Origin of the sequence: Sphingomonas sp. IW22 (assembly GCF_041321155.1) — a bacterium.
Lineage (GTDB): Bacteria > Pseudomonadota > Alphaproteobacteria > Sphingomonadales > Sphingomonadaceae > Sphingomonas.
In genome coordinates this window covers 14,584-38,207 of the sequence record NZ_JBGGWB010000008.1, presented here as the reverse complement: position 1 = coordinate 38,207, position 23,624 = coordinate 14,584, and the positions used below count along the sequence as shown (strand labels likewise).

At 59.7% G+C, this 23,624-nt stretch carries 26 protein-coding genes; 18 read left to right on the top strand and 8 right to left on the bottom strand.

The window, feature by feature from the left end; genetic code table 11:
• Window positions 1-3 precede the first annotated feature (3 nt).
• On the bottom strand, window positions 4-732 hold the full coding sequence (locus ACAX61_RS17795) for a hypothetical protein (protein WP_370715993.1): 729 nt from the start codon (window positions 730-732) through the stop codon (window positions 4-6).
• A gap of 89 nt (window positions 733-821) precedes the next feature.
• Window positions 822-1,010: a hypothetical protein gene (locus tag ACAX61_RS17790; RefSeq protein WP_370715992.1), complete on the bottom strand. Its 189-nt coding sequence runs from the start codon at window positions 1,008-1,010 to the stop codon at window positions 822-824.
• Between the two features lie 707 nt (window positions 1,011-1,717).
• Between ACAX61_RS17790 and ACAX61_RS17785 the strand changes: the two genes are divergently transcribed.
• From ACAX61_RS17785 to ACAX61_RS17770, 4 genes are read left to right on the top strand one after another with little or no spacing between them, the layout of a single operon-like run.
• Complete coding sequence (locus ACAX61_RS17785) at window positions 1,718-2,284, top strand: RNA polymerase sigma factor (protein WP_370716047.1); 567 nt, start codon at window positions 1,718-1,720, stop codon at window positions 2,282-2,284.
• Complete coding sequence (locus ACAX61_RS17780; protein WP_370715991.1) at window positions 2,281-3,387, top strand: FecR family protein; 1,107 nt, start codon at window positions 2,281-2,283, stop codon at window positions 3,385-3,387. Before ACAX61_RS17785 ends, ACAX61_RS17780 begins: the two co-directional genes overlap by 4 nt.
• A 41-nt stretch (window positions 3,388-3,428) precedes the next feature.
• Complete coding sequence (locus ACAX61_RS17775; protein WP_370715990.1) at window positions 3,429-6,035, top strand: TonB-dependent receptor domain-containing protein; 2,607 nt, start codon at window positions 3,429-3,431, stop codon at window positions 6,033-6,035.
• Between the two features lie 6 nt (window positions 6,036-6,041).
• Entirely contained in the window at window positions 6,042-8,117 is a 2,076-nt protein-coding gene (locus tag ACAX61_RS17770) for an Atxe2 family lasso peptide isopeptidase (RefSeq protein ID WP_370715989.1), read from the top strand.
• 63 nt (window positions 8,118-8,180) lie between these two features.
• Here ACAX61_RS17770 and ACAX61_RS17765 read toward each other — a convergent pair whose 3' ends face one another.
• The 6 genes from ACAX61_RS17765 to ACAX61_RS17740 form a co-directional block, all read right to left on the bottom strand.
• Complete coding sequence (locus tag ACAX61_RS17765; protein WP_370715988.1) at window positions 8,181-9,764, bottom strand: asparagine synthase-related protein; 1,584 nt, start codon at window positions 9,762-9,764, stop codon at window positions 8,181-8,183.
• A 167-nt stretch (window positions 9,765-9,931) separates the two neighbouring features.
• Window positions 9,932-10,582 (bottom strand): lasso peptide biosynthesis B2 protein, encoded by a 651-nt coding sequence (locus ACAX61_RS17760; RefSeq protein WP_370715987.1) that lies wholly within the window; start codon window positions 10,580-10,582, stop codon window positions 9,932-9,934.
• Between the two features lie 58 nt (window positions 10,583-10,640).
• On the bottom strand, window positions 10,641-10,772 hold the full coding sequence (locus tag ACAX61_RS17755) for a benenodin family lasso peptide (protein WP_370715986.1): 132 nt from the start codon (window positions 10,770-10,772) through the stop codon (window positions 10,641-10,643).
• A gap of 175 nt (window positions 10,773-10,947) precedes the next feature.
• Window positions 10,948-11,562, bottom strand: a complete 615-nt coding sequence (locus tag ACAX61_RS17750; protein ID WP_370715985.1) for a GntR family transcriptional regulator — start codon at window positions 11,560-11,562, stop codon at window positions 10,948-10,950.
• Window positions 11,563-11,580: 18 nt separating this feature from the next.
• On the bottom strand, window positions 11,581-11,988 hold the full coding sequence (locus ACAX61_RS17745) for a helix-turn-helix domain-containing protein (protein ID WP_370715984.1): 408 nt from the start codon (window positions 11,986-11,988) through the stop codon (window positions 11,581-11,583).
• A 152-nt stretch (window positions 11,989-12,140) separates the two neighbouring features.
• Window positions 12,141-12,455 carry a hypothetical protein gene (locus ACAX61_RS17740; RefSeq protein WP_370715983.1) on the bottom strand — a complete coding sequence of 105 codons (315 nt, stop codon included), beginning with the start codon at window positions 12,453-12,455 and terminating at the stop codon, window positions 12,141-12,143.
• A gap of 525 nt (window positions 12,456-12,980) precedes the next feature.
• On the opposite strand from ACAX61_RS17740, the gene ACAX61_RS17735 reads away from it, so the two are divergent.
• The 14 genes from ACAX61_RS17735 to ACAX61_RS17670 all read left to right on the top strand — a co-directional run bounded on the left by ACAX61_RS17735 (window position 12,981) and on the right by ACAX61_RS17670 (window position 23,459).
• Complete coding sequence (locus ACAX61_RS17735) at window positions 12,981-13,724, top strand: DsbC family protein (RefSeq protein WP_370716046.1); 744 nt, start codon at window positions 12,981-12,983, stop codon at window positions 13,722-13,724.
• A 194-nt stretch (window positions 13,725-13,918) separates the two neighbouring features.
• A complete protein-coding gene (locus tag ACAX61_RS17730) occupies window positions 13,919-14,233 on the top strand; it encodes a hypothetical protein (protein WP_370715982.1) in 315 nt (104 codons plus the stop codon).
• 129 nt (window positions 14,234-14,362) lie between these two features.
• Complete coding sequence (locus ACAX61_RS17725; protein ID WP_370715981.1) at window positions 14,363-14,629, top strand: type IV conjugative transfer system protein TraL; 267 nt, start codon at window positions 14,363-14,365, stop codon at window positions 14,627-14,629.
• An 11-nt stretch (window positions 14,630-14,640) separates the two neighbouring features.
• Window positions 14,641-15,270, top strand: a complete 630-nt coding sequence (locus tag ACAX61_RS17720) for a TraE/TraK family type IV conjugative transfer system protein (protein WP_173385003.1) — start codon at window positions 14,641-14,643, stop codon at window positions 15,268-15,270.
• Window positions 15,254-16,030 (top strand): type-F conjugative transfer system secretin TraK, encoded by a 777-nt coding sequence (locus ACAX61_RS17715; protein WP_370715980.1) that lies wholly within the window; start codon window positions 15,254-15,256, stop codon window positions 16,028-16,030. The genes ACAX61_RS17720 and ACAX61_RS17715 overlap by 17 nt, the downstream gene beginning before the upstream one ends.
• Window positions 16,027-17,358: a TraB/VirB10 family protein gene (locus ACAX61_RS17710; RefSeq protein ID WP_370715979.1), complete on the top strand. Its 1,332-nt coding sequence runs from the start codon at window positions 16,027-16,029 to the stop codon at window positions 17,356-17,358. Before ACAX61_RS17715 ends, ACAX61_RS17710 begins: the two co-directional genes overlap by 4 nt.
• 55 nt (window positions 17,359-17,413) lie before the next feature.
• Window positions 17,414-18,007, top strand: coding sequence for a TraV family lipoprotein (locus tag ACAX61_RS17705; protein ID WP_370715978.1), 594 nt, complete (start codon window positions 17,414-17,416; stop codon window positions 18,005-18,007).
• Window positions 18,004-20,523 carry a TraC family protein gene (locus ACAX61_RS17700; RefSeq protein WP_370715977.1) on the top strand — a complete coding sequence of 840 codons (2,520 nt, stop codon included), beginning with the start codon at window positions 18,004-18,006 and terminating at the stop codon, window positions 20,521-20,523. Before ACAX61_RS17705 ends, ACAX61_RS17700 begins: the two co-directional genes overlap by 4 nt.
• Entirely contained in the window at window positions 20,520-20,849 is a 330-nt protein-coding gene (locus ACAX61_RS17695) for a hypothetical protein (protein WP_214868963.1), read from the top strand. Before ACAX61_RS17700 ends, ACAX61_RS17695 begins: the two co-directional genes overlap by 4 nt.
• Window positions 20,846-21,253: a hypothetical protein gene (locus tag ACAX61_RS17690; protein ID WP_370715976.1), complete on the top strand. Its 408-nt coding sequence runs from the start codon at window positions 20,846-20,848 to the stop codon at window positions 21,251-21,253. The genes ACAX61_RS17695 and ACAX61_RS17690 overlap by 4 nt, the downstream gene beginning before the upstream one ends.
• Window positions 21,250-21,567, top strand: coding sequence for a hypothetical protein (locus ACAX61_RS17685; RefSeq protein WP_370715975.1), 318 nt, complete (start codon window positions 21,250-21,252; stop codon window positions 21,565-21,567). Before ACAX61_RS17690 ends, ACAX61_RS17685 begins: the two co-directional genes overlap by 4 nt.
• On the top strand, window positions 21,564-21,800 hold the full coding sequence (locus ACAX61_RS17680; protein ID WP_370715974.1) for a hypothetical protein: 237 nt from the start codon (window positions 21,564-21,566) through the stop codon (window positions 21,798-21,800). Before ACAX61_RS17685 ends, ACAX61_RS17680 begins: the two co-directional genes overlap by 4 nt.
• A complete protein-coding gene (locus ACAX61_RS17675) occupies window positions 21,790-22,449 on the top strand; it encodes a conjugal transfer protein TraW (RefSeq protein WP_370715973.1) in 660 nt (219 codons plus the stop codon). The genes ACAX61_RS17680 and ACAX61_RS17675 overlap by 11 nt, the downstream gene beginning before the upstream one ends.
• A complete protein-coding gene (locus ACAX61_RS17670; RefSeq protein ID WP_370715972.1) occupies window positions 22,446-23,459 on the top strand; it encodes a TraU family protein in 1,014 nt (337 codons plus the stop codon). Before ACAX61_RS17675 ends, ACAX61_RS17670 begins: the two co-directional genes overlap by 4 nt.
• The last annotated feature ends 165 nt before the right edge of the window (window positions 23,460-23,624 follow it).

The following is a 23,624-nucleotide window of genomic DNA, read 5'->3' as shown; positions in this document are numbered from 1 at the left end:
TGGTCAGTTTACTCGGGGTGAGATTGTGCGACGCATGTTAAGTGCCGCAAGAGCGCGACCTAAAGCGGAACGTTGATTTTCAATCTTTGTCACGGCGCGCTGGAGTATTTTTGTACGATATCGGACATCGAGGCGATCATCCTCAGCGAATATTTTCAGCACGTCCAGAGGGTCACGTTCGGCCAGTCTGTGCGCCTGGCGGCCTGAAGGATCACGCGATAGGAAGCGGAACAGCCCTTGCAGCGTTCGAGTTGCTTCGCGGTGATCGCCCTCCTCTAGCGCATGGCTGATATATTCGCGAAGCACGATCGGAGCAGCCGCAGCTTGTCGCCTGGCTGTATCATCGGGTCGTTTCAGGATATTGAGGTTGGCAATCCGGCTTTGCAGGCAATGGAGAGGATTCATGACTGGAATGGCCACCTGGCCACCAATTCCGCCATTGTCATAAGGCACGATGATTTCAGCCACGCTGGCGGTCAGTTCCTTTGGCCGTATACCAAGCACATGCCCCAAAAAATCGATACGGATCAACGTTCCATCGACCGTTGCTTCAACCACCGCGGTTTCGGGGGTCTGGTCGTCCACGTTTGGGATGAGCACTTTACCGCCAAGCGCAAGGGCGAGTTTCTGCGCCGCCTCCCGTTGTCCGAAATAGTCGATGTCCTTGGAGGTGTAAGGTCGGTAAGCGTGCAACTCCTCAGCGGCGGAATAGAATTCCGCCCAGAGGTTCAACGCTTGTCCGCCGATTACAAAGGCCCCGTCTTCGAGAACAAGGTGGGAGGCGATATCGAGAACAGCAGCAGGGTCGAGATGCCCTTCGCTCAGGCTGCGATCCGCCGCGGACGGCGCACGGAAGCGCGCGAAAAATCGATGCCGGAGAAAAAGCCGTTGCGCTGGCTCAACGCTTCAGGTGAAATAGCGCCTTCGCGCAGCGCACGATCATCCTGCTCGCGGGCGGACTGTTTTTCGCGCCGACGATTAAGCGAATCGTACTGAGCAACCTGCTGCATTTTTTACTCCTCGCATTTTTCTATATGCGACACGCTTTCCAGTCAATTAACGGCTGAAGGGGATGTTCTGTTCCCAAGGTCTGCCGGCGCGCTCTGGCAGATACGCCTTCTCGCTCGGATGGGAGGAGACGATTATAGTGCAACTCGCTGCTTGTCCCAATGCGCCACCTCTAACGTTCAGCGAATTTGGCCCGCCGATCAGATATTCGGCCATTTGGCTATATTCACTGCGCAGAAAATAACGCAGATTTTGGCTGTGCCCCGCGCCGCGAAGGCTGCGTGGGTGATGGCGCATTGTCGGTCCAGTAAATGTCGTCCCTACTGGCACATGGCTTTGGAACGACCTCTTCAGCCGGCAAGTGGCGACCTTAATAGATGCCAGCTCATATTGGAACGTAGCGATCAGGTCGGATGAAGTCGCGATTCAACAACAGATCGTTGGCTGTCGTGCAGCCGGACTACGAGCGGGAAACGTACGGAACAGGTTGCGATACTGAAAGCTTGATTGAGTCCCGGACTCTAGGCATAGTACCTAGGCGGGTTGGAATCTGGCAGCCGCCCGCAGGATTATCCTGTCAGGTATCTCGAAGCTCGACATACGGGTCGAGCGCCGGCCGCTTCGTTAAACGACGGCTCGGCTCACCTCACATCGCTTCTTCCTCGCATTTGCGAGGACGCGCTGCCACGTCGTGAGGAACCGTGATTTCATGTCGTCTAAAAACCTCAATCCGCCAGAAGGCCTGAGAGACGATGTCCCTCAGGAAAACGCAGGTGCCGGGATCGCCGATGTTCGACAGATCTACGAAACCGAGGCACCGCGGCTGCAGCGATATTTCCAGCGCCGCCTGCGCTCGCGCGATGACGCCGGCGATCTCGTTCAGGAGTCCTTTGTTCGCCTTGTCGGCTGCATGGCGAGGACCACTCTTCCACGGCCGGCGGCGTATCTCCAGCGTATCGCCCGCAATCTTCTTCTGGACCGGTACAAGCGCCTCGAAACTCGCTTCCTGGCATTTCATGTGCCGATCGACGATGGCTTTGAAGTGGCCGTTGCGCCGGATCAGGCCGCGCGTATCGAGGTTGAAGACGTGATGCGAATATACAGGCGGGCCCTTGAGGAACTGCCTCAACGAACGCGAGACATATTCCTGGCTCATCGGGTGGATGAACTGACCTACCGTGAAATTGCGGAAAGCATGGGGATTTCCATTCCGACTGTGCAATATCACGTCGCGCGGGCGCTTGCCCATATTGATGCAGCTCTGGAACAGGAATGATGGAAGACACCGATCCGCCGCGTCGGCATGGACAGCTCAGGGAAGAAGCCGCCGACTGGTTCGCGATCATGCGCAACCCGGAGGAAGCGGAAGCCAAACGCAAAGAGTTCGAAGCATGGCTGGCACGCGGCGCGCTTCATCGCGCCGCCTATAACCGGATAGCCGAAGCGTTCAGCAATGGAAAACGTTTGAAGGAGCCATCAGAGGAGGACATCGTCACTTCCGACGGTGGGTCCGGCGATGATATCCGGCGGAGCGAACCGCGGCCAAAGGCAAAAAAGCGTGCGGTGTTTCTTCTGGCGTTACTCGGCACGGTCGCCCTTGTTGCGTACTGGGCTTCAGGCCAGCCGCGCGAGGAACTGAAACACCCGTCACTTGCCGTGGGCACCGCGCCGGGTACATCCGATGGGTTAGTTCTGAAGCTTGCCACAGCCATCGGCGAAATCCGATCGTTTCGTCTCGAGGACGGTTCTGTCCTTGCGCTCGATACGAACAGTCTGGTTCTGGTGGATTTTGATAACAAGCGAAGAACTCTCCGACTGCTGCGTGGCCGCGCTCGGTTCACAGTCGCGCATGAAGACCGGCCCTTCGCAGTCCATGCCGGCCGTGGAAGGGTGATAGCGCGTGGCACGATTTTCGACGTCAATCTCCTTCCGGACAACCATGTTGTCGTGCGACTGATACGGGGTGCCGTCGACGTCGCGACAGAGATTCCAGAATCGGGGCGTGCGCAGCCGGAACTGCGGCTTTCCCCGGGCCAGCAGATTGAATTGTCGAATGAACCGATACCCCTTGCCCATGACATCGTCGAGGCAAAGCCCGATGATAGGGCATGGCCTGAAGGATTGAAGGAATACAGGAACGCTCGTCTGGGAGATGTGTTTGCAGACGCCAATCGTTATGCCGACATCCCTCTGGTCGGTGAAACGGCCGATATAGATGATATTCGGGTCTCTGGCATTTTCCGCATCACAGACAGCGCCCGGCTGGCGCGTAATGTGGGAGACCTTCGGGGGCTAGCGGTGATCAGTAGACCGAAGTCCATCACTCTTGCCCGCCGCTGCCCCGTCCCTCCGCAAGGAAATTGTCGTCCGCCTTCATAATCGGCGCGCGATACTCGTCGCTGTCCCCAATGGAACCGGTCTTGAACGATACCGGCTTAAAGTTGGGGGCAATGATGAACGAGTTTGGACGGTGGGCGGTCGGTTCGGTGTTCGCGTTTGCACTGGTGGGTATGTCGCCACCCTTGTTGGCTGCGCCGGGACAGAGGCTGGAATGGAATCTCGAACGGCAGGATCTCGATGGCGCTTTACGCGCTATTGGTCGTTCGAGTGACCAAGAAATCATTTTCCCGCCGGAAGCGGTCAAGGGACGACAAGCCCCTCCTCTCAGCGGAACCTACACCGCATTTGAAGCTGTAGAGACGGTACTCAGAGGCACCCGACTGATCGCAGTGGAACGCGATGGGACAATTCTAGTTCGAGAACGATCCTCAAACGTCAGGCAAGAACTAGGTCAAGGCATGACGGGACAGGAGATCATTGTTACTGGCTCGCTGATCGCTGGTGTTTCATCTCCTTCACCCATGCAGGTTGTGAATCGCGAACGGATGCTGGACAGCGGCTATAACAGCCTTGCCGAGGCCATTCGATCTTTACCGGTAGCTTCAGGTGCGGGTCAAAATCCCGGTATCGGACAAAATGTCCCGGAGAGCGTCGGCAGCAATCTCGGCGGGGCCAGTTCGATCAATCTTCGCGGCCTGGGATCTGATGCAACGGTCACATTGCTCAACGGCCATCGTCTTGCTTTCAACACAGCTGTTCAATCCATCGATATCTCGGCGATCCCGCTGGAGGCCGTTGAGAGGATGGAGATTGTGACCGATGGCGCATCTGCGCTCTACGGCTCGGATGCCATTGCCGGCGTCGCAAATATCATTCTGCGGAAGGATTACAGCGGGCTGGCGACGCGCGCCTATTGGGGCGTCTCAACCGATGGCGGAAACGTACAGCAGAATTATAGTGTAACGGGCGGGAAGACGTGGGAATCCGGCGGCTTCATCCTTGCCTATGATTACGCGCATTCAACGCCCATTCTGGCACGTCAGCGCGACTATGCTGCAACCCGCTCTCCGGGTCTCACTCTCTATCCAGGTTTTGATCGCCACAACGTACTTCTGAGCGGACATCAGGATATTGCCCCCGGCCTGACGTTCAGCATCGACGGCTTGTATGGCGAGCGAAAAACCGATCGGGCTTTCGCATCGTCAGAAGACGGCGATTATCGGGTTCAAGGGGTACGCAACTGGGCAAACACTAGAACCATCAGCGTGGCACCCAGCGTGGAATTTCAAGCGACTTCAGACTGGTCGATCGCTGTATCGGCAGTATATGCCGAAGATCGGATGATAAATAAATCAGATGACTATTGGGACGGCGAGCTGTCCAAGTCAGAAATATGCTACTGCAACAGGGCTTTCAGTTTTGAGGGCATTGCGCGCGGCACATTGTTCGATCTTGGCGCAGGGCCGATTAAGGCGGCGATCGGTGGAGGCTATCGAAAAAATTACCTACATTATTACAATCGGCTCGTAGACAGCGGCCAGAGCATCGATACGAGCCAGGATAATCGATACGGCTTCCTTGAGGTCAACGCTCCCATCGTCAGATCGTCAGATTCTGGTGCGCTCATACAGTCTCTTATCCTTAATGGTGCGGTGAGATATGAAGACTATCCAGGCATAGGGGATGTGGCGACGCCAAAACTTGGTGCGGTTCTAGCGACTGCCCACGGTCTGACATTCAAATTTTCATGGGGCAAATCTTTCAAAGCACCGACGCTGTATCAGTTACACAGCGTGCGCGGCGCAAGCGTGTATGACGTTGGGGTCTTCGGCGGGACCGGATTCCCAGCAGGGACTGTCGGCCTGTATAGCGGCGGCGGCAATCCAAACTTGAAGCCGGAACGATCCACGAACTGGACCGCATCCGTCATATTGCAACCCGCAATCTCGCCGAACACCAAGATCGAGGCGACCTATTATTCGATCCGTTACCGCGATCGAATCGTGACGCCAGTGACATATATAGCCCAGGCACTCAGCAATCCGATCTACGCGGACTTGGTGAGCATCAATCCGACTGCTGGCGAGATCAATGGCGCACTGGACGGGGCCTTGTTCTTTAACAACTCGAGCGGCGCGTGGGACCAGGCCAAAGTGGGAGCGATCATTTATAGTCGATATACGAATGCAGCGCGCCAAGACATCGATGGTGTAGATCTCAGCATAACCCATCGGATCGAATTCGACGGCGCCGGCGTGCTCTCGCTATGGGCGAACGGAAGCTACATTGAAAGCAAGCAACGGCTTAGCCCATTACAACCAGAAACGATGCTCGCCGGAAGCCTGTTTTTCCCACCACATCTGCGCGGGGTCGCGGGCGTCACATGGGAGAATGGGCCGTTCAAGCTCACACCCGTCGTAAATTACATCGGTGGCGTGAAAGATCGACGCTCGACGGCGACATATGATGTTGGTTCGATGGCAACCTTCGACCTGACCGCCCGACTACAGATAGAGAGTGAATCACAGATCCTTCGCGGCCTGGACATCTCTCTTTCCGCTCAGAACCTTTTCAACGACAAGCCATCGCTCATCGCGACAACCTCGGTCAGCCAGAGCCCATATGATTCCGCGAATTATTCTCCGTGGGGTCGCTATATCAGCTTCTCGATCTCGAAGTCCTGGTAACCGCGCATGAGATCGGTTGTTTGTCTGGCGGTGTGCGCCAGCGTGTTTGCGGCTGCTTCTCAAGCGAAGGCAGCCACCATCGAAACGCCTTCTGTGTGCCGAGACCTTCTTGATGACGGCTTAAATCGCAATGTGGAGGGACGCGGTGTCACAACGGCCGACCTGATCGGCCTGCGGGACATCGGACCCAACTTTGGCACCGATTTGCCAGAGAGTCCGTTGGCGCTGTCACCTGACGGCAAGAGTCTGGCGTTTGTAGTAAGTCGGGCAGATCCCGTGCGAAACGACTATTGTCAGGCGCTTGTACGGATCGACATAACCGATGGAGCACGGCCCCAGATTATCGATATGGCCAATGGGCTGATCATGGACGCGCAGACAATTCGCGGCTTCCAAACGATCAACGGATCACCGACTACCAATAGCCCCCGTTGGTCGCCGGACGGAAGATGTATCGTTTATCTTGTATCCGTTCACGGTGTGCCTCAGGGCCGGGTCATTTCGGTCGGGGATGCATCCGTCGTATTTACGACAACATCTGCGACAGCCGTCCGCCGGATCGCATGGACGCCAAATGGGAGGCTCCTATTTGGAAACGAACCCGAAGCCGCACTACGCGAGGCCGAGATCGACCAGCAAGGCCGACATGGCTTTTTATACGATGACGGCTTCATCCCCAAGAGAGACGCCCGCCCCTCGATCCGCGGCCCCGTTCCGATCGAATTTCATTCATCAACGGCAAGCGGCGCTGACATGCGCCCAGCGAACAGCGACGAGTTTGTCATAAATCCGGGCAATCCTGACGAACGCAAACCCGAAGGCCTCATGCGCTCCCTGCCAGGAAATCACAATGTTACGGCTCAGCTCGTGCAGAAGGACCCTGGAAGCATCACATCTCCCGCCGAGCTCTGGCTGCAATATACTGACGGGCGAAGACGTCGATGTGATGATCCCGTTTGCGCGGACGGCATCCTTAATATGTGGTGGGTCGAAAATGGACAGAAGCTTCTCTTTCTTCGGCGAGCCGGCTGGGGGAAAAGTGAATTGCAACTCTACCGTTGGGACATGCAATCCACTCCGTCGCTTATTCTTAAAACGGACGACCTCATTACCGGCTGTCAGGAAGCAGCCAGTACACTGATCTGCCTTCATGAAGCGTCGAACCGGCCCAGGCGCATCGTTCGCGTCGATATGAGTACGGGCGTGCTCACGAATCTGTTTGATCCCAATCCGTCTTTCCGTGGATTGAGGAAAGGCAGAGTTCAGCGCCTGCACTGGACCAACGATATCGGCATAGAATCTTTTGGCGATCTGGTCCTACCTCGCAATCCACCTCGCAATGGCAAGATGCCGCTCATCGTTGTTCAGTATCTCACCAGAGGCTTCCTGCGCGGCGGCGTAGGGGACGAGTATCCCATTTTTCCGTTTGCCGAACATGGCTTCGCCGTCCTGAGCCTCCAGCGGCCGACCGACTATTACCGGACGATCAAGGACGGATCGGTACGCACTGCAGCGGATGCCTATGTCGTAAATCAGCAAAACTGGAATGACCGGCGGAGCGTCCAATCTGCCCTTACGAAAGGAATAGAACTGGTCGTGTCCCGCGGCGACATCGACACGACGCGTATAGGCATTACCGGCCTGAGCGATGGTGTGTCGACCGTGCAGTTTGCGCTGGTCAACTCCCCCGGCTTATTCGCAGCCGCTTCTATTTCGACGGGGTTTCAGGCGCCTAAGTCGACGCAGATCTACGGTGGCTCTGCCTGGGCAAAGGAGCTTGTCGCCATGGGATATCCACCACTAAACGACGATCAGACGGAATTCTGGTCGAACGTCTCGATCGAGGAAAATATTGAGAAGATCAACCTACCGATCCTGATGCAAATTTCCGACAATGAATATATCATGGCCCTCGAAAGTTACGGCATCCTGAAGGCGCATAGGCGACCAGCTGAATTATATGTTTTCCCAAGAGAACATCATATAAAAAGTGAACCCATTCATCGTCTATCTATATACAATAGGAATATAGATTGGTTTAAGTTCTGGTTTGCAAAAGACAAAATGCACTTATCAGAATGAGAACGACGCGCGTCGCCAGTGGTATGAGCCGAAGAGTGACGACGTTTTTCCTCCATCAAATCTCTAGCGTGACTTTATTGCAGAAATCCATGCTTCAACATCCACAAGTTCGAGCAATCTGAACTGCAGGTGGTGATCGTCGCGTCCATTCCGCATAATTGCAGACTCCACCGCTCCTGCGTCTATAAGATGGGCAGCTGCCAGATAGCCTCCCAAGAGCATATCGCGAATCCGGTTGCGGTTGAGATAAAATAACCGCTGAAGAAATCCATCCGGGCCGCCCTTGGTTTTGCGGTGCAGAATGCTGTCGGGCAGATATGGCGCGAACGCTTGTCTTGCAATTGACCGGTTTTCACCATTCGCGCATGAGAACCAGGTGGGGATACGCAGACAGACTTCTACGATTGGCTGCGACATTAAGGGATCGATAATGGGAAGCACGTTTTCGCGCCTAAAGCCCTCAAGGTGATTCTGTATCTGAAGAAGATATACGATATGCGCCGCTTTTCCTGGCAGTTCGCCAACAGGCACTTCCAACCAAGGATGGGAAGCCACCTTACTATGTTGGTATAGAAAATCTGAGTGAAGCAAGGTTGTTTCGGGCTTCCATCGGTAGCTTGGATTGCGAAACCACGCCCGACGCATGGCCAAAACAGCGCATCGTAACACACTGGTCTCCGCCATTTCGGCGATCTCGGCGGTGGTTCTACATGCGCCTCGACCGACACCGTCATAAAGCAGGCGGTCAGCGATCGGGAGTATCGACTGCTGGAAACAGAAGACGCTATCACCGCCAGATCCGGTGAAAAAGGCATCGGCACCAGCCTTGGCTGCGACGTCGCAATAGGCCATGTCACCCGACTGCGCGAACGATCGCGCTACAGGTCTTGGGAGATGTGCAGCATGGCTTTCCTGAAGGTCGGTTTCCGCCGCACTAAAATACCTTTCTTCTAATGGAATCCCGAGAAAATTCGCAATTTCGCGGGCATAATAACGTTCATCACCAGCACTTTCGTCCGTAACAAGCGTCAGGCCCGTGGCCTTCGCTCCAGCGCTGACCGCACTCGCTGCCACGATCGAGGAATCAAGACCGCCTGATAGGCCGATCACCGGCTTTTCGAAGCGCGCAACCCATGCCTGCATGGTCGTGCAAATTGCGGTTCTAAGGTCTGATACTGCCTCATGCGGATCATCATGATAGGCGTTTCGGCGTGCATAGGTCCAAGGATCCCATATCTGTGATAGTGTGACTGTCCGCTGATCGATGCGAAGTTGAAACCCAGCCGGGACCTCTCGAAGTCCAGCCAAGCAAGTGCGACTGGTTCTAAGAGCAGGAAATAGGAGATGATGGCCGATTTCATCGTCATCAATTATGTATTTTATGGACTTTCTTGCCTCAAGAATATCCATATGAGAAGAAAGTTCTATTACATCATCAATATATGCGTAATAGCATGGCATTCCCCCTGAGGGATCACGTAAAATTACAATTTCTGGATTCACATTGGAATGCAGGATGGCAATGTAAGAGCCCCAGAAATTATTGAATATTTTTCTACCGCAATCATCAGCGATATCATCAATGTGTATTGGATTCAGTAGATCAGCCCCTTCAACATGCGCTTGACGATGATACCATCCAAGCATGATAAGCGTTGCACGGGGACGAACGAAGACGTCAATTGGCTGATCAGAAAAAATACTGAGATTTTTACAGGAGGCGGTGAAAGGCAGTTCTGGCGACGCGGCATGAGCTGCCGCGCACGCTGAGCCGTCTCGATCTGGGCCAACAGAAATGAAATATCGCGGTTGCATTACAGGACCAGCACTGGCGAGTATTCGCGTGACTTATCCCGGTGGTCACTAAGGCTTTTGTCCCCTATCTGCACCCAGCAATGCGCCCCGAACGGCCCTGTGCGTACGCCTATTGCCAGCGTAAACGTGATGCTATGGCCGGTTAGGGATCGGGCGAGAGCAAAAGACCGCACCAGGCAACGGTTCTCAGCAGATAGAAACAGATCGATGAAACGGTAAGATCCGATCAGCCGTGAGATATCGAGTGGACGTTTCCGAGGAGGCATGCGCTGGGTTCGCTTCCGCAATGCCTCTAATGCGGCGGGCAGTCCTGAACAGCGTATTGCAAGAAATGCCCAGAATTGATCCAAAGCGGCAATTATTATATATCGCAATGATGAACGACTAGGTTCATCAAAATACGAATTTCTTATCGATTGAAGAGCCGATACCGGCTTAATCAACGACCCATTCCGCACTTCCTGTATAATACCGAATGATTTAAGCAAATTCACATCATCAGAATTTACTTGGCCTATCCTTTCCGTGCGCGCTAAAGCTTCGACCGCTCGGGGTGATAGGGTAAAGTATCTATTATTATTGATATCCAGGAATATCGGTACGTTCCCAACCCAAGTGTAGGTGATTCCTGGCCGAAGACCATATGGCATGGCTGAATTCCTGAATATGTGGCGCACGGGCATTGCCCGTGCGCCAGGCTACCGCCATTCAGTCGTCGGAAAGACCGGACTGCAGGCGCTTGCCTGCTTGGTCGATGTCGACGCTGCTGTTGCCCTTGGTCTGTTCGACCGCCGGGCCGAGATCGATCAGGTCGGTTTCCGAATGGTCTTCGCGTTCCATACTTACCTCCTTCTTGGACATGCTGCGAAGTTGCAGCTCCCGTAAGGTAAATCAGGAGACGCCTGATCAGCGATCTTATAAGGTCGCAAATGCGGGACTAACTGGTACTGTCCTTAGATCAGGACAATATTGGGTGTGATGGTACCATATAACCATCTCATTTTATTGATCGTGGTTATGAAGAGATCGCTTCCCATATCCTGCCGACGCGACGAATTCTCCGTCGGTGGTAGGCCCAGAGAGCCTCAAAATGGTCGTGACCTCGACCGGAAATGGTCGCGATCCCGACCGCCTGGAGTTCCTCTGCCAGGTTGCGTAATACCCGAACCTCCCCGAGACGGGCAATGTGGAGTCGTTCCGTCGCCGATCGAAGCGCTCTTCGATGCTCATGATCATCGGAGGCCTGTGCGATCGCCAGGAACAGGTTCGTCGCCGCAGTCGCAATTGCGCTCCCATCCGTTCCTGGCCCTGCATAGCGTTGCACCTCGACTTCAAGGACCGGACGGTTAGTCTTGAGCACCAGGCGCACCAGATGACCGTGCCAACGGTAGAGGTCGCGCAGGGCATCTTGGGTCAATGGCGGCACGCGATATCCACCGCCAGGAACAATCTCGAGCATATTTTCGCCAACTATGCGCTGCGCCCCATCCCGCAGGGGCGACACGGATACGCCATATTCGGGCGCCAGCGCTCTCTCGTTGAGGATCGTGCCCGGTGCAAACCGCCCAGCCATGATATCGGCCTTGAGAAGGAGATAGGCCCTTTCGGCCAGGACGGGTTCTGGAGACATGCCGGACGGCGCCGTTCATCAAGCTGGCCGTAAAGTCGTACCGCCCCTCGAGGCGAGGCGGGCTACCGCCGCCGCCTGATGACGGCTCACAATGTCGATAATATCGCGCTCCAGTTCCCACAGGTCGTCCTGGAGAAGAAGTTCGTGCGGAATGGCCATTTTTTGCTCCACTGTAAAAAGGAAAATGAACAAGTGAGACGCTGTCCTCCGCAGCGCATGCGCGCAGCGGATATGGTCCTCGAGCGAGGCTGTTCCCGCGCCGCCCTCGAGTTCGCGAATCCAGCGTTCAGTACGGCCGACAGCTTTCCCGAGGCCGCGCTGGGATATCCGGTCCCCGCGTCGCCAGCGTTCGATGAGCTTTCCGGAAAGCTCCTTGATCGATGCGAACAGGTCGGCACCAATCTCGTGGGGACTTTGAAGCGTCATCTGCAGGTCTCCCTGGCAGCGGCTCAAAAGTCCAAGTCACATCGCCTATGAACGGCAATCTGTTGTAAATAAAACCACCCGTCAACCTTGTGAATGTTGCGTACGCGCGAGCAATTTCCGAGCCTGATCGGAAAATCGTCTCGCGGGTGCGACTATCGGCGCGCGCGGTGGGAAGGCCGCCCGGTCTTGAGCGGCATTTCACGAAAACACTGAATCACCTTGATGTCCTCTGTTGCCTGCATGTGGACGAGGGCGGAGAGATAGAGTCTCCAGACCTGGGGTGAGGGATGGATGGCGTCCGACCGACCCGCGGCTTCGACAATATCGTCGACGAGACGCGACAGGGTGTTGGACGTGCCAACATGCCTGACCTTGCGTCCACCCAGGTGGTCGATCTGAGGGTCCAGCAGTTCGGCGATGAGATCGTCCGTCGTGCATCGGTGGAGAAGATCGACCGCAATGAACAAGGTCGTTCCATAAGGCAGAAAGTCTTCGGCTAGATGACATAGCCGGCAATGACATTGCAGGAATAGATGAATGCCCTCGTCGGACAATTGAAGCTTATACGCCCTGGATTGATGACTCCCCATGGTCCTTCTCCCACCGCAGGCAGCGACTCTCTCGCGGTCGATAGGCCTGCGAGTTTATCGATTCCGCGCGATGCGAGCGATTCCGGGAGAAGGAACAGAAGGGGAAACCGGAAATATACTTCCGGTTTGCGGAAGTGAATTTCCGGAAACCGGAACTGAAGTGCCTTAAACCGGAACTGAAATTCCTCATCCCTTGTGCAGGACAAGGATTTCCCGCCACTCAAGTCCGTGTCGAGACGGCAGCAAGGGCGAGAATTTCCGAGTGATCGGCAACCGCGCATCCGCCTCGATCCCCACTCAGGGAGATTTGCGGTTATGACCAGAACGTGTTCCAGTCGCGTGGCGATGCTCGTCGCTCTCTTGACGGGCATTATGCCCATCCATGTCGCGGCAGCGCAAGGCATGTCGCAGGATAAGCATGAGCCTGCCCTAAAGGAGGTCGCGTCGCTTCGCGAGGCGGCAGCCAAAGCCCAGGTCAAGCTGCAGCAGACCTTCACGAACCTTCAGTTCGAGGATTTTGGTCCTTCGCCCGTTCAGGGCCCGATCTATCAGGCCAGCGCCGGTGGCCGGATCATCTATTATGCGCCGCAGAGCGAACATCTTCTGTTCGCCACTGTCTATGATCGTAACGGCGTCAACCTGACCGCGCTGGCGCAGGAACAGGGCGCGGCGCGGCGCCTGAAAGCCATCGATCCCGCCAAGGCGCTGGCGATCGGTCCTGCCGGGGCGCCGACGGTCATCGAGTTCACCGATCCCGACTGTCCTTACTGCCAGGCGCTCGATCGCTTCTGGGCCGCGAAGGCAGCGGAGGGCAAGCCGGTGCGGCGGCTCATCTTCTTCGTGAGCGGGATCCACCCGACCGCGGCGGCAAAGGCGGAACATATATTGTGCTCGCCCGATCACGAGGCTGCGTTCAAGGCGGCCTATTCCGGTCAGAGTCCGGCCGCGCTGGCGCAATGCGCACAAGGGCATGCGAAGGTTGCCGACGATGCCGAGCTGGTCGCCAGGATCGGCATTTCGGGAACGCCCACGCTGATCGCCGACGGCAAGCTCATTTCCGGGTTCCAGCAGGGCGAGCTCGAGGCTTTCCTCGACAGCCACGCGAAGCCCGCGGCGGCAAAGGCGGCGAACGATGCGTCCCGCTGAGTTCAGCCAAGCCGTCGCGGCAAGCGACGATCTCATTTCGGAGGGCATCCAGCCTGGGCCGACGCGGCCCGGCGGATGAACCGGATGCCGGCGGCGACGGGCTATTGGAGCCGTCCACCGACGCCCCGGCCGACACCGATCCTCTTTCGATGCCGGCAGGCTTTTGTTGGACGGCTTCTCTTTGGAGCAATGCCATGATGCGTAAACTCGGTAGCAAGGCCCTGGCGGTGGCCAATTTCGGTCTCCCTTTGGGCGCGATGGCCCTGGTGGGCGGTCCTGTCCATGCCTTCTCAGCGCCGGCCCAGGGCGACCTCGGCTACGATATCTACGATATCGTCGTGAACCAGGGGGTGAAGGGACCCATGGGTTTCGTAGGCGGTGTCGCCGCCTTCCTGTTCGGTGTCTCGCGCCTCTTCTCGAATATCATGATCGGCATCCCGACCATCGTCGCGGCCGTCTGCCTGATCAAGGCAGACTCCATTCTCCAGACCTTCGGGATGGTCGTCTGAGACGCCGCGTGCGGCTGCGCGCTGGCTGAGCGGCCAGACGCATTCGCACCGGCACGTGCTGGGGGCCGATGGTCGGCCTCCGGAAACCGGTATCTTCACAGATGCCATGAAGCAGGAGGAGAAGGGCAAGTGGACGAACGCCTTCCGCAATATCTGCATCGGCCGGTCCAGATCCTGTGGTTCGGATCGGACGAGTTCCTGCTCGCGACCTCGAGCGTGTTCGTGGCCGTGATCGTGGGCGGACTTGTCGGCTGGGCGCTCATCGCTGCCCTTCTCCTCTTCATCCCGTGGAAGCGGACCAAGCCCAGGGGCTATCTCGCGCACCTCGCGTGGCGCTGGGGCCTGGTTTCCTTCCCCCATTATCCGGGTCCTACCCAGACCCGCTTCTTCGAGTGAGGGCCATGCGCATGTTCGGTCGCAAAGGGAGCCAGGAGGATCCGCTGCTCGGCAAACCCGCAAGCTTCGGCATCCATCGCTACCTGCAGGGCTCGGCGAACCTCTTCGAGGAGAACCGGCTGCTCAAGGTCGCCATCGCCGGCATGTTCGGCGTCACCGCAGTGCTGGGCGTGGTGATCTACACGACCAACCAGAATGCCCGCACCATCATCGTGCCCTTCGGGGCCACCGGCGATCTGCATGTCTCGGGCAACAAGCCGTCCGAAGCCTATATCGTCGCGATGACGCGCAACATTGTCGCGCTGTCGGGCACCTGGTCGGCCTATTCGGCTGACCGCCAGTTCCAGGAGCTGCTCGGGCTCGCACATCCTTCCGCCTATGGGGCGATGCGCGACAGCCTCAATGCCGTGCTCGACGAACTGGCGAACAATCCGACTCTGTCGATCGCCACCTATATCCGGGGCGATCAGCCGGTGCGGTGGACCGCGCATGAGATCGTGGTGCCGGTCGAGAAGGTGCGCGTCATCGGCGGCGTGATCCGCAAATTCCGGGGCATATTGCGCATCGGCTACGCCATCGAAAATGGCCGGTTCTGGCTGACGCGTCTTTCCGAGGAGCAGTTCGATGCCGAAACCCGCTAACCGCGGCGCGCCGATGCGCCGCGTCCTGACGCTTTGCTTTCTCCTCGGTGCAGCGCCGGTGTCGGCGCAGACGATCCACGCGCTGCCCGACCAGACCAGCCATATCCGCTTGTCCAACCGCGACATCAACCATATCGTGTGCGAGGGCGGCGAGATCGAGGATATCAAATTCTCGGCTGAAAAGGGCCTCGCCGTCGAGAAAGGCGGCGCGGATGCCTGGATCAAGTTCCTGGCCCGCGAGATCGACGATGCCGGCCAGGTGACGCGCACCTATGTGACGCAGCCCTCCGAATTCTTCGTGCATTGCAACGGCGCCACCTACCCGCTCTATGCCGAGCCGGCGGAGATTCCGGCGCAGACGGTGGTGCTGATGCCGGGCGCGCGCCAGCGCGCGCAGGCGAACAATGAGTTGATGGCGGCGCTCGCCGACGAGGACCGCGCCGTCTCGATCACCCTGTCGCTGCTCGACGATCGCATCCCTGCCTCGTTCAGCGAGGTCGCGCCGTCCGGCGGCACGGTCGGCATAGCGGCGGCGCCCGGCCTGTCGATCACCGAACGGCGGCGTATCACGGTCGAGGGCGCCGGCCTTTCAGCTTCCGAATATCATCTGCGCGCGGCCGCCCCGGTGGCGCTCGACGAACGGCTGCTGGTCGATCCGGTGTTTGGGACAAGCATTTTCTCGCTCACCCTGGACCGGGTCCGTCTCGATGCCGGTGAAACGGCCCGACTTGTCGTCGTTCGCCGGGGAGCCGGGCAATGAGCGGCGAAATGGACAAGGATCCGGCACAGGAACAGGAAGAGCTGTCGCCCTATCAGGCCCATCTCGCCGGCGAAGGCGCGCGGGAAAGGGATGAGGCGATGCGCCGTTCCGCGCCGGCGCTCCTCGACTGGAAGGCGCAATGGAGCAAGCTTTCCGCCCGCCAGAAGCTGCGCGCGCGCCAACTTGCCGTCGGTGTCGCGGTCGGCGCCATCGGGATCGGCCTTTATACAGTCTCCGGCAGCAAGGAAGAGGCGAAGCCCGCCAACCCCGCGTCCTCGCTCAACATGGGTGCGGGCCTGCGCGGCGACAGCCTCGAGGTGAAGCTGCGCGGTGACCTCAGGAAGGTCCTGGATGGACAGCAACTGCTCGGCGACCGGATCAGCGCGATCGAGGAGGGCAAGGTCGTCCCTGGATCACGCTCGCCGGGGCGCGGGGCGGCCGGGGGCGTCGATGGCGATCTCCCGCCTGCCCTGCCGGACAGCGTGCCCGCCCTTCCCTATCCCCCGGAAACCGGCGACGTCAGCGCGGACGCGGACAAGCTGCCGGCGCCGCCCAGCGGCCCGGTAGCGCCGCCTGCCCCGCCCGCGCCGCCGGTCGAGAAGACGGTGGGCGCGATCGGGACGGCGACCGGCCAGGTCGTGGCTCAGGGCGCCGATGCCTCGGCTTCGTCCAAAAAAAAGAATCGGACGATCTATTTGCCGCCTGGTTTCATGAAAGCACGGCTTCTGACCGGGATCGACGCGCTGGCGAGCCGGGACGCGACCAGTAATCCCGAACCCATCATCGCCCGTGTGCAGGCACCTGCGGTGCTGCCCAATGAGGTGAAGGCGAACCTTGCCGGATGCTTCGTGATCGGCAACGCCACGGGCAGCCTCGCCAAGGAACGAGTCGAGGTCCAGCTCGTCTCGCTGTCCTGCGTCGACTTCGACGAACATTCCATCGTTGATCAGCCGGTCAAGGGCTTCTTCGTCGATACCGATGGCAAGAAGGGCCTGTCGGGCAAGGTGGTGACGCGGGCCGGAGCCACGCTGGCGCGCGCCTTCATCGCCGGCACCATCAGCGGCATATCCCAGTCGGTCGAGGGCACGTTCGGCAACATGTCGACCTCGGCGCTGGGAACGGTCCGCACGCTCGACGCGGGCGATGCCGCGAAGTCGGGCATTGCCGGCGGTCTCTCCAAATCGTCCGACAAGCTCACCGATTTCTATCTCGATCTCGCGCGGCAGGCCGGTCCCATCGTCGAGGTGGGCGCGGCCAAGGATGTCGTCGTGGTGATCCAGGAGGGCGCGACCCTCGAGATCAAGCCCGGCGCGGGAGTGAAGTTCTGATGCGCCCCCTTCTGGAGTCAAAGCCATGAAGAGATTTCATCCCTGCCTGGCTGTCATGCCGTTTCTTGGTCTGCCGCTTCTCACGCTTTCCGGCTGCGCCACCGTCGGATCGATGATGTCGCCCTATAGCGAGAAATTCTCCTGCAAGAACAGCGACCATGGCCAGTGCATCCATCCGGATCAGGCCTATGCCGACGCGGTTGCCGGACGGGCGTCAAAATCCGATCCGTCTGTCACCAATGACCGCAAGCTGCTCAGTCCCGACCGGAAGGGGCGAGCGCCCGTGCCGGGCAAGGCCAGCACGAAAGCGGCCGCCGCCGTCGCGGTGTCGCCGCAAGCTGGGCAGGGCAATGTCGGCGCGGTGATCGAGGGGGCCGGTTCGCCGATGCTTCGCCCGTCGCGCACGATCCGCACGCTGATCCTGCCCTATGCCGACAAGCAGCGGCCCGACCGGCTCTACATGGCGCGCTATGTCTACTCGATCCTCAATCGGCCGGCCTGGGTCGTGGGCGACTATCTGGTCGAGCCGGGTGGACGCAGCCCTGCCCCGCCGGTGCTGCGCACGATGCGCGCGACCGAGCCGGGCGCCGTGGACGCGCCGACGCAAGAGGCCGCGCCGATGGCGATCACGCCGGAGAAGCGGCCATGAGCACGAACGCCCACAGGACGCTTAGCTATCAGCGGCTGCGCGCCGCCGTGACCCGCGACGCCTATTCGGACTTCCTGCCGATGGTCGCCTGGGTCGAGGAAGAAGAAGCTTTCCTCTGTATCGACGATGGTTGGGGCCAGGCCTGGGAACTCGTGCCCACCGCCTATATGTTCGCCCATGTCAGCCAAGCGCTGCTTGGCCTTCTCAACATCCATTTCCCTGAAGGCACGGTCCTCCAGCTCATCACCTTCGCCGATCCGCTGATCGATCCGGCGCTCGACGCCTATCTCGACCTCAAGGTGCGACCGGACCCGCTGGTCCAGGCCTCGGCCCGGCGCACGGCCGACTATCTGCGTCGCGGAACCAGGGGGCTCGATGCGCTGCATTCGATTCCGGTACGCGATTTCCGGCTGTTCCTCGTCATCAAGACGCGGGTGAAGCTCGGTGCGGATCTTCGCCGCCAGGTCGAGGAGCAGCTGGCGAAGATGGGCATTCGGCGCTTGCCACCAGACGAACTTGTGAGCTTCTATCGCCGGATCTTCAACGGCGTCTTTGCCCCCGCGCCCGGCGTGTTCCTCAGTGAAAGCGTCGGCGGCATGCCCGCGCCCTCGGTTGCGCGCCAGATCATCGAGGCAGGACCGGACCTCTTTTTCGAAGGGCCCGAAGTCTTTCTGGGCAACCAGGTCGCGCGATGCCTCACGCCCAAGGCCCCGGCGCGGCGGATCACCGCCGAGCGCGCCAACCGGCTCATGGGCGGCATGCGCGGGAGCGCCGAGGACAGCGACCAGATCGGCGGACCGTTCCTCTATTGTCTTTCGGTCCTCTTCGATCATTCGCAGTTCGAGATCCACAAGCGCGCGCAGATCCTTTCGGCGCAGAAGGCGGCCGGCAGCTTCGCGGTCGAGGTCGGCAAGCAGATTGAGGAGATCGGCTGGATATTGGACGAGGCGTCAAACAGCCGGTTCGTCTCGGTGATCCCGACCATGTGGGTGTTCGGCCGCGACAGCGCGCAGGCACGGGAGATGGCGGCGCGGGCCAAGCGGCTTTGGGAATCCGAACCCCTGCCTTTCATGGTGCAGGAGGAGAGCTATCTGCTGCCGGTACTGCTCGCCGCCAGCCTGCCCTTCGGGCTTTACCCGGAGAAGCGCACATTGAAGCTGCTGGAGCGCGACTTCCGTATGCCGGTCAAGGCGGCGACCTTGATGGCGCCGGTGCAGACCGACTTTCGCGGCGGTGGCCGCCCGGCCTTGCTCTATGTCGGGCGCAAGGGCCAGCTGATCACGCTCGATCTCTTCGATCCGCGCATCAACAACTATAATTTCATCGTCTCGGCGGAGTCGGGCGCGGGCAAGAGCTTCCTGCTCAACAATCTCTGCCAGCAATATTATGCGCAAGGCGCGCTCATTCGCATCATCGATATCGGTGGCAGCTACAGGAAGCTCTGCACGCTCTGTTCCGGGCGTTATATCGACATCGGCGAGGAGCGCCTCGTTCTCAACCCGTTCGACATGGGGCTGGCGCTCGATGGCGAGGACAAGCAGTCGGCCATTGCCATGGCGGTCGCGATCGTCGCCGAGATGGCCAATGCCTCGACGCGCAAGCCCGTCACCACGTCGGAATGGAACCTTCTCAAGTCCGCCGTGCAATGGACGGTCGATAGCGGACGGGGCGTAGATGGCATCGACGCGGTGCGCGACTGGCTCGGCCGCTATCCCGACAATGCCGTCTCCGATCTGGACCGGGTCGATCATCTCGTGCCGGTCGCGCGCGAGCTCGCGTTCAATCTGCGCGATTTCGGGTCGCAGGGTGCCTATGGCCATTTCTTCAACGGCCCCTCGACCTTCGACATTTCCCGCGACGAGTTCGTGGTGCTGGAACTCGAACGGCTCAAGTCCCTGCCCGATCTCTTCAACGTGATCGTGATGGTGGTGGTGAACGCCGTCACGCAGGAACTTTATCTTTCCGCACGCGACAAGCCCCGCTTCGTCCTGTGCGACGAGGCCGCGCAGTTCATGACGCGCAGCGACGGGCAGGATCTCTCGCGCCTCGCCGAGGCGTTCGGTCAGGGCTATCGGCGCGCGCGCAAATATCAGGGCAGTTTCGGCATCGTCCTCCAGAGCATGAATGATCTCATGCTCTTCGGCGGCACGGGCCAGGTCATCCTGGAAAACGCCGCGACCAAATTCCTGCTGCAGGGCTCCACCTATGACAAGGCTGTCGACAACAAGATCCTCGACTATTCGGGGTTCGTGCTCGACCTGTTGAAATCGGTCCGCAATGCCAAACCCCATTATAGCGAGGTCTTCATCGATAGCCCGCTCGGGCTCGGCATCGCGCGGCTGGTGGTCGATCCCTTCAGCTACTGGATCAACACCTCGGCGCCCAATGAGGTCGCCGCCTTCGAGGCGCTGGTGCGGGCCGGCCGCAATCCGCTGGAGGCGGTGTGCGAACTGGCCGGCGTCGATCCGGTCGAGGTGCTGGGCGGTGTCGGCCCTGAAGGCTGGAGGGTCGCATGACACACAAGGCCCTTCCCCATCCCGACCAGCTCGCGCTCGAGTGGGAAAAGGATCCGGCGATCGAGGCGCTGATCGAGGCGCGTGTGGCAAAGCGCGCCGAAGCGGCCGCCTTCCAGTGGCGCCTGCGGCTGGTGGCCATCGAGACCTGCATGATGGGCTGTCTCGTCATCGCGGCCGGGATCGCGCTCGACCAGCCTGTGCTCAAGACGGTCCGCACGGGACTCATCGTGGCGGCCGCCTGCTTTGCGAGCGGGATGCTGCTGATCGGCCTGTCGGGTGCATGCGGGATGCTTCTCTCGCGCTTGCGGAAATGGAGGCACAAATGACGGACAGGATAGAACCGTTCACGCCCAGGATGATCGAGGACTTCGGCGTGATGTGCCGGTGCAAGCGCTATCCTGGAGAGAGCCAGAATGATTTTCTGGGTCGCGCGATCCTGACGCTTCACGAGGCCAATGGCGAATGCACACGCAGCCTCAAGACGGCTGACGAGTTGCTTGCCGGGTTCCTCAAGGACGCCAGACACCCCGTTCTGGGTCCGCTCCTGCAAAGCTGCTGGGCCGTTGTCCCGCTCATTCCGTTCATGTTCCTGATCGGCTGGCCCGTCACGCTCTACGGCCTGTGGCTTGGCATCGTCTGCCTCTGGCCGCTCATCGAAGAAGCTTTGTTCGGGCTCTACTGCCGTCTGCGTCCGGCCGATCCGGAAGAGGCGAAGATCGAGCCCGCATGACCGACATGCTCCCCTCTGAATCGGCATTCGCGCCCGGAACCGGCCGATCGATGATCAGCATCGAGACCTATGCTTGCTGGAAAGCGCGCAAGGAAGAGGATGCGCGTTGGTCGCGGCGCATGTGCCTGGCGATCCAGCTGCTATTGGCGTTGGGGATCATCATCGTCAGGCTGGTCTGGTGGGATGAACCGGCTGCCTATCCCAGGCTACTGTTCGTCTTCTCCTGCCTGGGTCCGGTTCTGTACGGCTATTGGCTGGCCCGCGGTTGCCCGATGCATCCTGGCCTTCCTATTCGAGGAGGCGCGCGGCCATGAACGGCATCTTCTCCTCCACGCCCGCGCCGGGACCGATCCGCCTCATGATCGGCAGCCAGGGTCTGCTCCTGGTGCAGTCCTTCATCGCCTGGCAGCTCCCGGCGGTGCCGACCCTGTTCCGCATTCTCGTGGCCGTCACGGCGATCGTCGCGATGGCGGCCCTCATCAGCGCCGCGATAGGCGAGGATCGCGAGAATTCTCAGCCTTATTGGAGACGGCGCCATGGTCGATAGTTCGCTGCATCGGCATTTCGGTCGCTGTCCTCTCCTGCCCCTGCTCGCTGCGGTCGCGACGACTATGGCTGTGCTGACGCCTTCGATGAGCATGGCGGCGACCAGCAAGATCGGGCGTACCTGGCCGATCGCCGAGACCGACGCGCTGAGCGAGATTGAGGGCCGGGCCGCGCATGTGCCCGAGATGAAGAGTGCCTTCGGGCCGCGCGAGAACTGGTCGGCGATGAAGGCGGCGACGCTCGGGATCGCCCAGGCAGACAGGGCCCGGACGGTCGTGCCCTTCTATACCCTCGATTCTGACATCCGGCTCCCCGACGGCAAGCTGCTCTACGCCAGGGGCTATAGCTTCAATCCCCTGGCCTATGTGTCGCTCCCGCAGCGGCTCATCGTGGTCCATCCGCGCGACCTCGCCTGGGCGCTGCGCACCGCGAGGCCGGCCGATTTCATCCTGCTGGCGGCCGGCGGCCCCGGCGATGCCGACGCGATCACGCTCGGCGAGCGTCACGGCAGGGCGCTCTTCCTGCTCGAGGAACGCGTCAAGGCGCGGCTTGGCCTGACGGTTGCGCCGGTGATCGTCGCGCAGGCCGGACAGAAGCTGGTGCTGACCGAGGTCGACAGGCGCAAAACCGACCGGAGGGCAGTGCGATGAAACTATCGTCGCTTCGCAGATTGCTCGCGCTGGGCTGCGGCTTTGCCGCACTGGCGGTCGCGGCTCCCGCGCATGCCTCAAAATGCGAGGCGGGCACGGTGTTCAACCCGATCACCAAGGTGCGCTGGAACTGCATCTTCCCGATCACCATCGGCGGCGTCAAGGTGGGTCCGAGCGATCCGCTGGGTAAGGCGCTCGATGCCCAGTCCGCCTCCAAGCCGCTGTGCGCCTGCCGAAACGGTGTGACCTTCTGGTTCGGCGTCAAGGTCAGCTTCTGGTCGCCCAATCGCATGGTCGACGTGGTGACCGAACCGGGCTGCATGATGGCGCTCGGCGCCGACATCATGCCGACCGGCGGCAGGCTCCAGGGCAGCCAGACCAGCATCTCGGACGGTACCAATACGCGCAAGATGTTCGCGCAGATGCATTATTATATCGCCCCGGTCTGGAAGATGCTCGACATGTTCACCGACCTGCCGTGCATCGAGGACAATGGCTTCGATGTAGCGCTGATCACTGAAGTGCTGCCGACCTGGCAATCGGCCACGCTGGGCGCGATCATCCAGCCCGAAGCGATCCTCTTCGGCAATCCCGCCGCAGGCCTTGCCTGCATGGCCGACAGCGCAGCCGCAGCCGCCGGCAAGGTCGTCGATCCGCTCTTTTGGTGCATGGGTTCCTGGGGCGCGACCTATCCGGTAGCGGGCGATATCCATTTCGGGGACAGTGTCGAAGCCTGGGCGGGGCTTGCCGCGCGCGGCGTCTTCATGATGGGCCGGCTCGGCGCGCTCACCATCAGTTCGGCGGACGGCTGCTCGTTCATACCCCAGCGGGTCTGGACCAAGAGCCGCTACAAGTTCCAGCTGATGGAGCCGGTCAAGGGCGGCAGTTGCGTCAATGTCGGCCGGCCAGGTGCGCTCTGGACGTCGGCCAAGCACGCGCCGGGTAAGGACAACGCCCAGTTCATGCTGTTCGAGAAGACGATCTGCTGCGCCGGAGTTTCGACGCCATGAGCGATCCGTCTCTTCCGCTCCGCGCGCATACGCCTGGAATCAGCCGATGGCCTTCCCGTCACCCCACGGAGCCAGGCGGAACGCGCGCGGCTAGACCGGCGTCGCATAGCCCCAGCGACGTCGGCCGGGCGGTCGGCGTGGCCACAACCAACGATGATGCGGTCC

Bases quoted from the DNA above. Each gene is read 5' to 3' on its own strand.
- ACAX61_RS17790 (WP_370715992.1), bottom strand. From the start codon at position 1,010: ATGCAGCAGGTTGCTCAGTACGATTCGCTTAATCGTCGGCGCGAAAAA.
- ACAX61_RS17785 (WP_370716047.1), top strand. From the start codon at position 1,718: ATGTCGTCTAAAAACCTCAATCCGCCAGAAGGCCTGAGAGACGATGTC.
- ACAX61_RS17780 (WP_370715991.1), top strand. From the start codon at position 2,281: ATGATGGAAGACACCGATCCGCCGCGTCGGCATGGACAGCTCAGGGAA.
- ACAX61_RS17770 (WP_370715989.1), top strand. From the start codon at position 6,042: ATGAGATCGGTTGTTTGTCTGGCGGTGTGCGCCAGCGTGTTTGCGGCT.
- ACAX61_RS17765 (WP_370715988.1), bottom strand. From the start codon at position 9,764: ATGCTTGGATGGTATCATCGTCAAGCGCATGTTGAAGGGGCTGATCTA.
- ACAX61_RS17760 (WP_370715987.1), bottom strand. From the start codon at position 10,582: ATGCCATATGGTCTTCGGCCAGGAATCACCTACACTTGGGTTGGGAAC.
- ACAX61_RS17755 (WP_370715986.1), bottom strand. From the start codon at position 10,772: ATGGAACGCGAAGACCATTCGGAAACCGACCTGATCGATCTCGGCCCG.
- ACAX61_RS17750 (WP_370715985.1), bottom strand. From the start codon at position 11,562: ATGTCTCCAGAACCCGTCCTGGCCGAAAGGGCCTATCTCCTTCTCAAG.
- ACAX61_RS17745 (WP_370715984.1), bottom strand. From the start codon at position 11,988: ATGACGCTTCAAAGTCCCCACGAGATTGGTGCCGACCTGTTCGCATCG.
- ACAX61_RS17735 (WP_370716046.1), top strand. From the start codon at position 12,981: ATGTCGCAGGATAAGCATGAGCCTGCCCTAAAGGAGGTCGCGTCGCTT.
- ACAX61_RS17730 (WP_370715982.1), top strand. From the start codon at position 13,919: ATGATGCGTAAACTCGGTAGCAAGGCCCTGGCGGTGGCCAATTTCGGT.
- ACAX61_RS17720 (WP_173385003.1), top strand. From the start codon at position 14,641: ATGTTCGGTCGCAAAGGGAGCCAGGAGGATCCGCTGCTCGGCAAACCC.
- ACAX61_RS17715 (WP_370715980.1), top strand. From the start codon at position 15,254: ATGCCGAAACCCGCTAACCGCGGCGCGCCGATGCGCCGCGTCCTGACG.
- ACAX61_RS17710 (WP_370715979.1), top strand. From the start codon at position 16,027: ATGAGCGGCGAAATGGACAAGGATCCGGCACAGGAACAGGAAGAGCTG.
- ACAX61_RS17705 (WP_370715978.1), top strand. From the start codon at position 17,414: ATGCCGTTTCTTGGTCTGCCGCTTCTCACGCTTTCCGGCTGCGCCACC.
- ACAX61_RS17700 (WP_370715977.1), top strand. From the start codon at position 18,004: ATGAGCACGAACGCCCACAGGACGCTTAGCTATCAGCGGCTGCGCGCC.
- ACAX61_RS17695 (WP_214868963.1), top strand. From the start codon at position 20,520: ATGACACACAAGGCCCTTCCCCATCCCGACCAGCTCGCGCTCGAGTGG.
- ACAX61_RS17690 (WP_370715976.1), top strand. From the start codon at position 20,846: ATGACGGACAGGATAGAACCGTTCACGCCCAGGATGATCGAGGACTTC.
- ACAX61_RS17685 (WP_370715975.1), top strand. From the start codon at position 21,250: ATGACCGACATGCTCCCCTCTGAATCGGCATTCGCGCCCGGAACCGGC.
- ACAX61_RS17680 (WP_370715974.1), top strand. From the start codon at position 21,564: ATGAACGGCATCTTCTCCTCCACGCCCGCGCCGGGACCGATCCGCCTC.
- ACAX61_RS17675 (WP_370715973.1), top strand. From the start codon at position 21,790: ATGGTCGATAGTTCGCTGCATCGGCATTTCGGTCGCTGTCCTCTCCTG.
- ACAX61_RS17670 (WP_370715972.1), top strand. From the start codon at position 22,446: ATGAAACTATCGTCGCTTCGCAGATTGCTCGCGCTGGGCTGCGGCTTT.